Annotated in this window: 17 protein-coding genes; 2 read left to right on the forward strand and 15 right to left on the reverse strand. The window is 46.7% G+C overall.

Annotated features, from left to right (window positions below):
- Positions 1-15: 15 nt before the first annotated feature.
- The 14 genes from rpmC to rpsL form a co-directional block, all read right to left on the reverse strand.
- Complete coding sequence (gene rpmC, locus FC99_RS11430; RefSeq protein WP_020090139.1) at positions 16-210, reverse strand: 50S ribosomal protein L29; 195 nt, start codon at positions 208-210, stop codon at positions 16-18.
- Entirely contained in the window at positions 200-634 is a 435-nt protein-coding gene (rplP, locus tag FC99_RS11435; protein WP_048735506.1) for a 50S ribosomal protein L16, read from the reverse strand. Before rplP ends, rpmC begins: the two co-directional genes overlap by 11 nt.
- A gap of 2 nt (positions 635-636) precedes the next feature.
- Complete coding sequence (rpsC, locus tag FC99_RS11440; protein WP_048735503.1) at positions 637-1,296, reverse strand: 30S ribosomal protein S3; 660 nt, start codon at positions 1,294-1,296, stop codon at positions 637-639.
- A gap of 3 nt (positions 1,297-1,299) precedes the next feature.
- On the reverse strand, positions 1,300-1,656 hold the full coding sequence (gene rplV, locus FC99_RS11445; RefSeq protein ID WP_048735501.1) for a 50S ribosomal protein L22: 357 nt from the start codon (positions 1,654-1,656) through the stop codon (positions 1,300-1,302).
- A 16-nt stretch (positions 1,657-1,672) separates the two neighbouring features.
- Entirely contained in the window at positions 1,673-1,948 is a 276-nt protein-coding gene (gene rpsS / locus FC99_RS11450) for a 30S ribosomal protein S19 (RefSeq protein ID WP_048735499.1), read from the reverse strand.
- A 78-nt stretch (positions 1,949-2,026) separates the two neighbouring features.
- Entirely contained in the window at positions 2,027-2,875 is an 849-nt protein-coding gene (gene rplB, locus FC99_RS11455; protein WP_048735496.1) for a 50S ribosomal protein L2, read from the reverse strand.
- Positions 2,876-2,901: 26 nt separating this feature from the next.
- Positions 2,902-3,189: a 50S ribosomal protein L23 gene (rplW, locus tag FC99_RS11460; RefSeq protein WP_048735493.1), complete on the reverse strand. Its 288-nt coding sequence runs from the start codon at positions 3,187-3,189 to the stop codon at positions 2,902-2,904.
- Positions 3,189-3,812 carry a 50S ribosomal protein L4 gene (gene rplD, locus FC99_RS11465; RefSeq protein ID WP_048735491.1) on the reverse strand — a complete coding sequence of 208 codons (624 nt, stop codon included), beginning with the start codon at positions 3,810-3,812 and terminating at the stop codon, positions 3,189-3,191. Before rplD ends, rplW begins: the two co-directional genes overlap by 1 nt.
- A gap of 21 nt (positions 3,813-3,833) precedes the next feature.
- Positions 3,834-4,484, reverse strand: a complete 651-nt coding sequence (gene rplC, locus FC99_RS11470; RefSeq protein ID WP_048735488.1) for a 50S ribosomal protein L3 — start codon at positions 4,482-4,484, stop codon at positions 3,834-3,836.
- Positions 4,485-4,525: 41 nt separating this feature from the next.
- Positions 4,526-4,834 (reverse strand): 30S ribosomal protein S10, encoded by a 309-nt coding sequence (gene rpsJ / locus FC99_RS11475; protein ID WP_011668500.1) that lies wholly within the window; start codon positions 4,832-4,834, stop codon positions 4,526-4,528.
- A gap of 294 nt (positions 4,835-5,128) precedes the next feature.
- Complete coding sequence (locus FC99_RS11480) at positions 5,129-6,457, reverse strand: MATE family efflux transporter (protein WP_048735485.1); 1,329 nt, start codon at positions 6,455-6,457, stop codon at positions 5,129-5,131.
- Between the two features lie 399 nt (positions 6,458-6,856).
- Positions 6,857-8,956 carry an elongation factor G gene (fusA, locus tag FC99_RS11485; RefSeq protein ID WP_048735482.1) on the reverse strand — a complete coding sequence of 700 codons (2,100 nt, stop codon included), beginning with the start codon at positions 8,954-8,956 and terminating at the stop codon, positions 6,857-6,859.
- A 189-nt stretch (positions 8,957-9,145) separates the two neighbouring features.
- Positions 9,146-9,616, reverse strand: coding sequence for a 30S ribosomal protein S7 (gene rpsG / locus FC99_RS11490; protein WP_020090150.1), 471 nt, complete (start codon positions 9,614-9,616; stop codon positions 9,146-9,148).
- A 78-nt stretch (positions 9,617-9,694) separates the two neighbouring features.
- Positions 9,695-10,108 (reverse strand): 30S ribosomal protein S12, encoded by a 414-nt coding sequence (gene rpsL, locus FC99_RS11495; RefSeq protein WP_011668504.1) that lies wholly within the window; start codon positions 10,106-10,108, stop codon positions 9,695-9,697.
- Positions 10,109-10,390: 282 nt separating this feature from the next.
- Between rpsL and FC99_RS11500 the strand changes: the two genes are divergently transcribed.
- Positions 10,391-11,038 (forward strand): prepilin peptidase, encoded by a 648-nt coding sequence (locus tag FC99_RS11500; RefSeq protein WP_048735473.1) that lies wholly within the window; start codon positions 10,391-10,393, stop codon positions 11,036-11,038.
- Positions 11,035-11,232 (forward strand): hypothetical protein, encoded by a 198-nt coding sequence (locus tag FC99_RS11505; RefSeq protein WP_048735470.1) that lies wholly within the window; start codon positions 11,035-11,037, stop codon positions 11,230-11,232. The genes FC99_RS11500 and FC99_RS11505 overlap by 4 nt, the downstream gene beginning before the upstream one ends.
- Before the next feature lie 43 nt (positions 11,233-11,275).
- Here FC99_RS11505 and tnpA read toward each other — a convergent pair.
- The coding region (gene tnpA, locus FC99_RS14260) for an IS200/IS605 family transposase (RefSeq protein WP_235805917.1) at positions 11,276-11,508 on the reverse strand (233 nt) is incomplete at its 5' end.

An 11,508-nucleotide genomic window follows, 5' to 3' on the forward strand; every position in this document is an offset into this window, starting at 1 on the left:
CCTTCTTATCGTATTCTACTTGTTCAGTTCTTGTTGGCGAAGAGCGGTTTTGATCCGCGCAATGTTCTTACGAACCTGCTTCAACCGTGCGGTGTTTTCCAATTGACCAGTAGCTAATTGGAAACGCAAGTTGAATAACTCGTCCTTGTAGCTCTTTTCTTTATCGAGCATTTCAGCAGTGGTTAATTCGTTGATTTCTTTAGTCTTCATTAGATTCGCCACCTACTTCCTCTCGGGTTAAAACCTTAGTGCGAACGGGAAGTTTCATGGCAGCAAGGCGCAATGCTTCACGGGCAGTTTCTTCAGAAACGCCACCCACTTCAAACATAATCTTGCCACGCTTAACTGGGGCTACCCAGCCATCAGGCGTACCTTTACCATTACCCATCCGGACCCCAACACCTTTACTGGTGTAGGATTTGTGAGGGAAAATCTTGATCCAAACTTTCCCACCACGCTTCATGTAACGTGTAATTGCCACACGGGCAGCTTCGATTTGACGGTTGGTAATCCACTTGGAATCCAACGCTTGCAAACCGTAGTCACCGAAAGCGACGCTCTTGCCACCCTTGGATTCGCCACGAAGCTTACCACGGTGGACACGACGGAACTTTACTCGCTTAGGTACCAGCATGCTTATTTCCCTCCTTGTCCGTTAGTTTGTTTCTTTTCGGGAAGAACTTCACCACGGTAGATCCAGGTCTTAACACCTAAAGAACCATAAGTAGTGTGAGCTTCAACCCATGCATAGTCAATATCAGCACGTAACGTGTGCAATGGAACCGTACCTTCAGCATAGCTTTCGACACGGGACATATCAGCACCGTTTAAACGACCAGCGACTTGCGTCTTAACACCCTTGGCGCCAGAACGCATCGTCCGTTGCATCGTTCCACGCATTGCACGACGGAAAGCAACACGGCCTTCCAATTGACGAGCAATGTTTTCGCCGACCAACTTAGCATCCAAATCTGGCTTCTTGATTTCCACGATGTTGATGTGGACACGTTTGCCAGTTAAGTCGTTCAATTCCTTACGGAGATTTTCGACTTCGGAACCACCCTTACCAATTACCATCCCTGGCTTGGCAGTGTGAATTGAGATGTTGACGCGGTTTGCAGCCCGTTCAATCTCAACAGTTGATACAGAAGCGTCAACCAGACGCTTTTCGATAAATTTACGGATTTGAAGGTCTTCCTTCAGGTAAGCAGCGAAATCCTTTTCAGCATACCACTTTGCTTCCCAGTCGCGAATGATACCGACCCGTAATCCAGTTGGATTTACTTTTTGACCCACGCGTTATCCCTCCTCTTTTTCAGATACAACAACCGTAATGTGACTCGTACGCTTGTTGATTGGTGAAGCAGAGCCTTTGGCACGAGGACGGAACCGCTTAAGGGTTGGTCCTTCGTTCACATAGGCTTCGCTAACAACTAGATCTTGACGATCTAAGTCAAAATTATTTTCTGCATTAGCAATTGCAGAGTTCAATACCTTTGCCACAACCGGTGATGCTCCACGTGGTGTGAACTTTAAGATAGCGATTGCTTCAGCAACGCTCTTGCCGCGGATAAGATCGATGACAAGGCGGACTTTGCGAGCAGCAATCCGAACCGTCTTAGCAGTCGCTTGCGCTGATGTAACTTGTTCAGCCATTAGTTAATCCTCCTTATCAACGAGTTTTCTTGTCGTCGCCACCATGACCACGGAATGTCCGGGTTGGTACGAATTCGCCAAGCTTGTGGCCTACCATGTCTTCTTGAACGTAAACTGGTACGTGCTTCCGTCCATCATAAACTGCGATAGTTAAACCAACAAAGCTAGGGAAAATAGTAGACCGACGGGACCAGGTCTTGATGACAGCCTTTTTGTCTTGATCCTTTTGCGCATCAACCTTTTTCAGTAAGTGCGCATCGGCGAAAGGTCCTTTTTTCAAACTACGACCCATTATGAAACCTCCTCTACTTGTGGCGCATCGTCTAAAACGATGATCACCAGGTCTCTTGACATCCGGTAAACCGGATTATTACATCTTGGAACCTTTACGACGACGAACGATGAACTTGTTGCTCTTGTTCTTCTTCGAACGCGTCTTCTTACCAACGGTCTTCTTACCCCATGGAGAAAGAGGAGATGGTAAACCAACAGGTGCTTTACCTTCACCACCACCATGTGGGTGATCGTTAGGGTTCATTACAGAACCACGAACGTGTGGACGTTGACCGCCCCAACGGGTACGACCGGCTTTACCGACGTTAACCAATTCGTGTTCTTCATTACCAACGGCACCGATAGTCGCACGGTTAACGCCCAAGATCATCCGAACTTCACCGGAAGATAGACGAACTAACACGTACTTTTCATCGTTAGCTTTACCTAACAATTGAGCTGAAGTCCCAGCAGAACGAACCAATTGGCCACCCTTACCTGGCTTCAATTCAATGTTGTGAATAACAGTTCCAAAAGGAATGTTCTTCAATGGTAACGTGTTACCAACCTTGATATCAGCTTCTGGACCAGATTGAACTTGTGCGCCAACCTTTAAGCCCTTAGGTGCGATGATGTATGACTTAACACCATCAGCGTAAACGAGCAAGGCAATGTTAGCAGTACGGTTAGGATCGTATTCGATAGCCTTAACAGTAGCTGGAACGTCGTCCTTGATTCGTTTGAAGTCGATGATCCGGTATTGACGCTTGTTACCACCGCCACGATGACGGACAGTCATTTTACCAGCGTTGTTACGGCCGGCGGTATGGCTTTGTGAATCAAGCAATGACTTTTCAGGAGTCGTCTTAGTGATGACGTCTTTGTAAACCAAGCTCGTCATATTACGACGACCATTGCTTGTTGGTTTGTATTTCTTAATCGCCACGTTATTTCCCTCCTATATCTGAAATTTTATTCTTCGTTGAATAACTTGATTTCTTTTGAGTCGGCAGATAAGCTGACAATGGCCTTACGACGCTTCTTAGTGTAGCCTTCGTAACGTCCTTGACGCTTCTTCTTACCCTTTAAGTTCATGATGTTGACCTTAACAACCTTAACATCAAAGATGTCTTCAATGGCATGCTTGACTTGTGTCTTGGTTGCTCGTACGTCAACGTCAAAGGTGTAACGCTTGTCGTCCATAGTTGCCATCGTAGCTTCGGTAACAACTGGGCGTAAAATAATGTCACGTGATTCCATTATGCGAGCACCTCCTCTACTTGAGAAAGAGCTGGTTGGGTAATCACTAACTTGTCCGCAGCGGCGATATCAAGGACATTCAAGCTCTTGGCTGGAATAACCTTAACGTTAGCTAAGTTACGGGCTGCTAAAGCAGCAGTTACGTTGTCGTCTTCAAGGACAACCAACGTCTTAGTTGTGACATTCAAACCAGCCAGCACTGCAGCAAATTCTTTTGTCTTAGGTGCGTCGAATGCTAAACCGTCAAGAACGACTAAGCTTTCGTCCAGAACCTTTTGAGAAAGAACAGACTTCAATGCTAAACGGCCAACCTTCTTAGGAAGGTGGTAACTGTAAGAACGAGGGGTAGGTCCAAAGACCACACCACCACCGACCCATTGTGGGGAACGGATGGAACCTTGACGGGCCCGACCAGTACCCTTTTGACGCCATGGCTTCTTACCACCACCACGGACAGCACTCCGGTTCTTAACGGCGTGTGTACCTTGGCGAAGTGAAGCTCGTTGCATCAGGATCGTGTCGTAAATAACGTTTTCGTTAGGTTCGATGCCGAAGATATCAGCGTTCAAATCAACGTTGCCGTTTTGACTACCATCTTGCTTGTATAATGCTACGCTTGTCATTTAATTATCCTCCCTTCCTATTTATTTGTCAGAATGCTTGGGACGCGGTGGGCGAACAGCACTCTTAACAGTAACGAGTGACTTGTTGGCACCAGGCACATTACCCTTAATCAACAGAACGTTGTTATCAACGTCAGCCTTAACGATCACGAGGTTTTGGATAGTAACTTGCTTGTTACCCATCCGACCTGGGAGCTTCATGCCAGGGAATACCCGGTTAATGATGGCACCCAGAGAACCTGGACGACGGTGGTAACGAGAACCATGGGCCATAGGGCCACGGCTTTGACCATCTTTATGAATGTTACCTTGGTATCCATGACCTTTAGTGATACCAGTGACATCAACGATGTCTCCTGCTTGGAAGGTATCAACTTTAACTTCGTCTGCTACCTTGTAATCTCCCAGCTCAACATCTCTGAATTCACGAATGAAGCGCTTAGGAGTCGTGTTTGCTTTTGCTACATGACCTTGTTCGGGCTTGTTGCTGAGTACTTCACGCTTGTCTTGGTAACCAAGTTGAATGGCATTGTAACCGTCGTTTTCCATCGTCTTAACTTGTAACACAACGTTTGGCGTTGCTTCGACAACAGTAACGGGGATTAATTCGCCAGCATCAGTGAAGACTTGCGTCATCCCGACCTTTTTCCCTAAGATTCCTTTAGTGGTCATGAGTACACCTCCGATTATATTGTATTTAGTATTCTTGAAAATTATAACTTGATTTCGATGTCAACACCGCTAGGCAGGTCAAGCTTCATTAATGAGTCGACCGTCTTTGGCGTTGGGTTAACGATATCAATCAAACGCTTGTGCGTCCGCATTTCGAATTGTTCACGTGAGTCCTTAAACTTATGTGGTGAACGTAAAACGGTGTAGATCGTCCGTTCAGTTGGTAATGGAATAGGACCTGAGATGCCGGCACCAGTTCTCTTCGCTGTTTCAACGATCTTGTCCGCTGATTGGTCGAGGATACGATGTTCGTAAGCCTTCAACCGAATCCGAATTTTTTGTTTTGCCATTGTGTTCCCTCCTTCGTCTATTTTAAAAATAAGACTAACTCCGTGGAAATTCCCGCCACACCCTCATGGCAAAGCGGCCGGGTGTGTCGCAATCTCCCACATCATCGCTTAAACTTTTGAGCCTTACCCGGGGGGCACAAATTACCCCCTGAAATTCAGCACTTGACTATCATACTAAATAAAACGGCGACTGACAAGGGTCTTGACAGAATTCCTTGAATTTTTTTGTTAAGTCACTATTCAAATTGACCGAAATCAACTTAAAAAATTGACGTCACATTTTAAGAACTGGTGTCAAACGCGTTTTTTCCTATTAAATAGCACTTTTGATAGTAGCCACCCAATTAAGCAAGTCACCACGTCAGCGGCCGGTTGGGCCCAAATAACCCCGTGGTAACCAAACAAAGCAGCCCCTGCCACAATCATCACGTAGAAGACAATACCTTGACGTGCAAGCGACATAATCAGTGCACCGCTGGCTTTACCCGTACTCTGGAAGACCGTCGTGTAGACCAGCACAGCTCCCACAAACGGCGTCGTCAACAAGAAAGCTCGTAACATGTAAGTCCCCGCAGTAATTACCGCAGCATTGTGGAGAAACAGTGCAATGATTTGTGGAGCCAGAATCATCAGGATAATCGCAAATACTAACGCGTAAACTACCTCGACCAGTAAATCAAAGTGCAGGATCTTCTTAAACCGTGCCATGTTCTTCGCCCCAAAGGTATATCCAATCAGCGGTTGGGCCCCAAATGCAAACCCGACCATGACCAACATAATGATCATATAGACCTTCAAGACGATTCCCATCGCCGCCACTCGCGTTGGGCCGTAGTCCACCAAGTAGCGGTTCAAGATGGCTGTGCCAAATGCCTGCATCAGGTTGGTAATCGACCCTGGGATTCCAATGAATAGGACAGCGCCCACTAATGACCAGCTAATTCGACTGATTTTAGGATCAATTGAGATGACCTGACAGTACCGTTTGGTCAGATATACCAGTGTTCCTGCTGAAATTGTATAACCAATCACTGTAGCTAACGCTGCACCAGCCGCACCTAACCCTAACGGAAAGATCAAGATTGGGTCCAGGATTATCGTAATCACCGTTCCAACCATCGTCCCAATCATCGACTGGGTCGCAAAACCTTCCGTCCGAATCAGGTTACCGGGTACAATCGACACAATAATTGGCATGGCTCCGGCCGCCATAATGCGATAAAACTGTGAGGCATACGGATAGGTTGCGGGCGTTGCCCCTAGCATATGTAAGATTGGTCGATCAAAAACCAGCAAGAGAACTGTCGTAATCAAGCCAAAAACGACCGACCCATACAGGCAAAAACTACTGACCCGGCTCCCAGTGTAATTCGCCTTTTCCCCCAGTAACCGTGAAATCAGCGAGCTCCCACCTAAGCCAAAGATATCGCCAATCGCAATCAGTAACGAGAATAAGGGCGTACATAACGCGACTCCCGCCACCAAATTCGTATTCTGCGTTTGCGAAACGAAAAACGTATCGGCTAAATTATAAATCATACTGGCAACCATACTCAGAACAACCGGTAAGGCCAGCTTAAAATAGGCCCGCGGAATCGAGGACCGTTCAAACAGTTCTTCCATAACTCACTCTCCAATTCCAGTGCGAACGCACAGAGTTTATTATAACGCAAAGCACCACGCTCTGTTAACTCCAATTATTTACAGACATTGGCTTGCCTCCTACTGTCTAGTCACCAGTGCGGCTTCCCAGACCTACTACCTTTAATGCCACCCATGCTTTAAAATTTTCAGTTATCCTCACACTTTACCAGTTTAACTTTGCTTGCTAATACTACGGGCGCAAGGGCTTTTACCGCCTAAGCTGTCATTTGAGGCGTCACTTTCTTCTATATATATTGTCAATTCAGCCACTGTCACGAATTATCGGTGGTCTAGCCCCTCACTTAGCCCCCCCCTCAAGCAAAAAAAAAACGCCCCACCCCGAAAGGTAGGACGTTTCATTTTTAAACAGCAGACAAACTAGTCTTCGACTGGAGTGCCGCCATTCTTCTTGATAATGTCAGCTTGAACACTCTTTGGCGTTGGTTCGTAGTGATCAAACGTCATGGTAAAGGTACCACGACCTTGAGATGCGGAACGTAACGTCGTTGCGTAACCGAACATTTCGGATAACGGAACGAAGGAGTGAATCATTTGTGCGTTACCACGTGCTTCCATACCATCAACTTTACCACGACGTGCGGTAACTTGGCCCATGATATCACCCATGTATTCTTCAGGAACCAAGATATCAACCTTCATGATTGGTTCAAGAATTACAGGGCCAGCAGTCTTAACGGCATTCCGTAAAGCCAAGGAAGCGGCAACCTTGAAGGCTGCTTCACTAGAATCGACTTCATGGTAACTACCATCGTATAACTTGGCCTTAACATCAACCAATGGGTAACCGGCTAAGACACCGTTTGCCATGGCTTCTTGCAGACCTTGGTCAACTGAAGGGATAAATTCACGAGGAACAACCCCACCGACGATGCCATCTTCGAATTCGTAACCCTTACCACGTTCGTTAGGAGTGAATTCGATCCAAACATCACCATATTGACCTTTACCACCAGATTGACGAACGAACTTACCTTGGACCTTAGTTGACTTCGTGAATGCTTCACGGTAGGCAACTTGAGGGGCACCAATGTTAGCTTCAACCTTGAATTCACGCTTCATCCGGTCGATGATGATATCCAAGTGAAGTTCACCCATCCCAGCGATCAGAGTTTCACCAGTTTCAGGGTTAGTTTCAGCCTTAAAAGTAGGGTCTTCTTCAGAAAGTTTTTGCAGGGCAGTGTTCATCTTATCTTGGTCAGCCTTCGTCTTTGGTTCTACGGCAACCTGGATAACTGGATCTGGGAAGTTCATAGATTCCAAATGTAATGGGTGATCTGGGTCAGTCAAAGAGTCACCAGTAGTGGTGTTCTTCAAACCAATGGCCCCAGCGATATCACCGGAGAAGACTTCTGGAATTTCTTGACGGTGATTTGAATGCATTTGCAGCAAACGACCAACCCGTTCACGCTTGTCCTTCGTGGAGTTAAGCACGTAAGAACCAGCTTCCAGAGTACCGGAGTAAACCCGGATGTAAGTCAAACGACCAACGAATGGGTCAGTAGCAACCTTAAAGGCTAAGGCAGCAAATGGCGCATCGTCATCGGCACGTAATTCAACGGCTTCGTCAGTATCAGGAACAGTGGCGTTGTAAGGCTTAACATCCAATGGGGATGGTAAGTAGTCCACAACGGCGTCCATCAACATTTGAACACCCTTATCCTTGAAAGCAGAACCGGCGAAGACTGGGAACATTTCCAGCTTCAACGTAGCGCGCCGAATAGCGGCCTTAAGTTCTGCCTTGGTGATTTCTTCACCTTCAAGGTACTTTTCCATGATTTCATCATCAACGTCAGCGACGCTTTCGATGATACCTTCATGGCGCTTCTTAGCTTCTTCAAGCATGTCAGCAGGGATATCAACAGTGTCCCATGAGGAACCCAGTTCGTCCTTGTCGTAAACGTAAGCTTTCATTTCGATTAAGTCAACGACACCAGTGAAGTCATCTTCGGCACCGATTGCCATTTGTAAAGCAACCGCGTTGGCTTGTAACCGTTCGTGAATGGAGTTAACTGAGAAGTCGAAGTCGGCACCCAGCTTATCCATCTTGTTCACGAACACGATACGGGGAACATCGAAATCTGAGGCTTGACGCCAAACAGTTTCGGTTTGAGGTTCAACACCGGCTTGACCGTCTAAGACGGCAACGGCACCATCAAGCACCCGCAAAGAACGTTCAACTTCAACAGTGAAGTCCACGTGCCCTGGAGTATCGATGATGTTGATCCGGTGCTTCTTCCATTCGGCCGTAGTAGCGGCAGAAGTGATCGTAATACCCCGTTCTTGTTCTTGTTCCATCCAGTCCATTTGTGAAGCCCCATCATGGGTTTCACCAATCTTGTGGATTTTACCAGTGTAATACAGGATACGCTCAGTAGTCGTCGTCTTCCCGGCATCAATATGAGCCATGATACCGATGTTACGAGTTTTATCAAGCGGAAATTCACGAGTATTAGCCATGATTAATGTGTAACTCCTCTCAAAATTGATCGTAGATTGTGCCAAAAAGTGACTACTAACATCGCAATTGATTTTAGTAGCCACCTCTGGATTAAAGGATTGCTCCCTTAAGTTAGAGGTAAGCGGTCACGAGGACACGCTACTCTAACATTTTATCACACTACGAGTAAAGCAGTGCGATAGCTGCTCTTACCAGCGGTAGTGAGCGAAGGCACGGTTGGCATCTGCCATCCGGTGCGTATCTTCACGCTTCTTAACTGCAGCACCGGTGTTGTTAGCGGCGTCCATGATTTCACGAGCAAGTCGTTCAACCATCGTGTGTTCGCCACGTAAACGAGAGTACTGTACCATCCAACGAAGACCTAAAGTCGTCCGACGATCTGGCCGAACTTCGATAGGAACTTGGTAGTTTGACCCACCAACACGCCGAGCCTTAACTTCCAAGACTGGCATAACATTCTTCATTGCTTCTTCGAAGACTTCCACTGGATCGTTACCAGTTTCGTTCTTAATGATGTCGAAGGCACCATAAATGATCTTAGTTGAAGTTCCACGTTTCCCATCCATCATCGTGTGGTTGATCAGACGAGTGACCAACTTTGAATTGTAAATTGGATCAGGAAGGACTTCACGCTTTTGTACGTTTCCTTTTCTAGGCATTGTTAATATCCTCCTTGAAATGCTGTTACAGGTCGGTTGACGGCAACCGTGCACCCGACCCTAATATTGAGTCTCGGTTTAGCCCTTAGGCTTCTTAGTCCCATACTTGGAACGACCTTGACGACGGTCAGTAACACCGGCAGTATCGAGGGCACCACGAATAATGTGGTAACGAACCCCAGGTAAATCCTTAACCCGGCCGCCCCGGATAAGCACAACACTATGTTCTTGAAGGTTGTGGCCAATACCAGGAATGTAAGCAGTCACTTCAATTAAGTTTGACAACCGCACACGTGCATATTTACGTAAAGCAGAGTTAGGCTTCTTTGGTGTCATGGTACCGACACGAGTAGCAACCCCACGCTTCTGTGGAGCTGGATTCTTAACTTGAGCTTTTTTGAAACTGTTATACCCGTAGTTTAAAGCTGGGGCATCTGATTTAGAACTTTTAGATTTACGACCTTTACGCACCAATTGGTTGATAGTAGGCATCTAAATAGTCCTCCTTTCCGTATTCTTTCTAGAGTTTTAAGTCCACACATCCAGGTGGTTCATTTTCCTGTAAAGAAAAAAGACGACCCATGTGGAGATTTAATTGAAGTGTCCTCCCCGCCGTCAGTCAGCATGTCTGGTAGTGAATACCCGAGACCTGTCTGCGAAAAGCACCTTGAATAGAATACCATGCCAGCATTTGCATGTCAACCGGCATAACTGGAATTTTCCACAAACATTTCAGCCTTTTTTACGGAGTTAACCTATAGAGGTGAAACTTTCATGCTGATTATTCTGTTTATTTACGGCACTTGCATTGGCTCTGGATTGGTTGCCCTGGCAGACCGCTACACCACGCACACGTCAATTTTCTACCCCGCTTCACACTGCGACACCTGCCAGACACCACTAGCCTACTGGCAACTGGTGCCCATCTTCAGTTACCTCCTGCTACGCGGCCGGTGTCACTACTGCCAAACAGCGATCCCCGCAACCAGTCTGCTAGTGGAGTTCACGGCGGGACTGGTGCTGACGACACTCACACCAACCACGATAATCCCCCTCCTGTGGCTGGGACTATGGGGATACGCTGCCCTGTGTGATGCGCGAACCCAGACATTTCCGGGATGGGTGAGCTACCTTTCGCTGATATTTGTGCTCTATGACCACCCCTTTTCAAGTTGGTTAGCCGGTGGCCTTCTGTTTACTCTAATTAACTGGATATGGTCTCGCTGGTTCAGCTCTGCCATTGGCAATGGTGACTTAGATCTAATACTGACCTATGCGTTACTCCACGACATAGAACACGCAGCAGAGTTGACGCTATTAGCTTGTAGCTTAGCACTCCTACAACAGCAAAGCGGCCAACGTCTTGCTTTTATTCCACACCTGATTGTTAGCGAAATCTTTTGGTGGCTCTGGCGCTTATGAAAAAAGATATAGCCTCCAACCCATTAATTGCTGCTGAAACTGCGAAAATTCACCCATCAGGTACAAGGAATGCGCTCTCCGTGTCTCGTCAACTTATCAACTCCAAACAATATCACGATAAATTTTTGAAATTGCCATTTCCTAAAGCTGTACAAGAATCACTCTATCAGTCTGCTATGAAGATTTTAATATAAATTAGGCGGAATTCCCTTGCTTTCAAACAAGGGATGAATGCCACTAGACCTTTCGCTGATTGGCAATGTAGTTTTCTACGTTTTGCCTGCTCATATCACCAAGAGTACTCATGAAGTAACTAGGTGACCAAAGATGTCCACCCCAGAACTGCTGTGCCTTTATCTCAGGATGCAATTCAAAGAATAATCGCGCCGAGCCGCCTTTGAAGGCCTTGACAACATTGGTTGGGGCATACTTGGGCTTAAAGCTCAGTAGTAAGTGGACGTGGTCAGGCA

This window comes from Levilactobacillus koreensis JCM 16448 (assembly GCF_001435525.1).
In the GTDB taxonomy this organism is placed as follows: Bacteria; Bacillota; Bacilli; order Lactobacillales; family Lactobacillaceae; genus Levilactobacillus; species Levilactobacillus koreensis.

What these genes read in the sequence shown, in the direction of transcription:
- rpmC (WP_020090139.1), bottom strand. Translation starts at nt 210, where the DNA reads ATGAAGACTAAAGAAATCAACGAATTAACCACTGCTGAAATGCTCGAT.
- rplV (WP_048735501.1), bottom strand. Translation starts at nt 1,656, where the DNA reads ATGGCTGAACAAGTTACATCAGCGCAAGCGACTGCTAAGACGGTTCGG.
- FC99_RS11480 (WP_048735485.1), bottom strand. Translation starts at nt 6,457, where the DNA reads ATGGAAGAACTGTTTGAACGGTCCTCGATTCCGCGGGCCTATTTTAAG.
- rplP (WP_048735506.1), bottom strand. Translation starts at nt 634, where the DNA reads ATGCTGGTACCTAAGCGAGTAAAGTTCCGTCGTGTCCACCGTGGTAAG.
- FC99_RS11500 (WP_048735473.1), top strand. Translation starts at nt 10,391, where the DNA reads ATGCTGATTATTCTGTTTATTTACGGCACTTGCATTGGCTCTGGATTG.
- rpsG (WP_020090150.1), bottom strand. Translation starts at nt 9,616, where the DNA reads ATGCCTAGAAAAGGAAACGTACAAAAGCGTGAAGTCCTTCCTGATCCA.
- rpsS (WP_048735499.1), bottom strand. Translation starts at nt 1,948, where the DNA reads ATGGGTCGTAGTTTGAAAAAAGGACCTTTCGCCGATGCGCACTTACTG.
- rpsJ (WP_011668500.1), bottom strand. Translation starts at nt 4,834, where the DNA reads ATGGCAAAACAAAAAATTCGGATTCGGTTGAAGGCTTACGAACATCGT.
- rplC (WP_048735488.1), bottom strand. Translation starts at nt 4,484, where the DNA reads ATGACCACTAAAGGAATCTTAGGGAAAAAGGTCGGGATGACGCAAGTC.
- fusA (WP_048735482.1), bottom strand. Translation starts at nt 8,956, where the DNA reads ATGGCTAATACTCGTGAATTTCCGCTTGATAAAACTCGTAACATCGGT.
- rpsL (WP_011668504.1), bottom strand. Translation starts at nt 10,108, where the DNA reads ATGCCTACTATCAACCAATTGGTGCGTAAAGGTCGTAAATCTAAAAGT.
- rplW (WP_048735493.1), bottom strand. Translation starts at nt 3,189, where the DNA reads ATGGAATCACGTGACATTATTTTACGCCCAGTTGTTACCGAAGCTACG.
- rplD (WP_048735491.1), bottom strand. Translation starts at nt 3,812, where the DNA reads ATGACAAGCGTAGCATTATACAAGCAAGATGGTAGTCAAAACGGCAAC.
- FC99_RS11505 (WP_048735470.1), top strand. Translation starts at nt 11,035, where the DNA reads ATGAAAAAAGATATAGCCTCCAACCCATTAATTGCTGCTGAAACTGCG.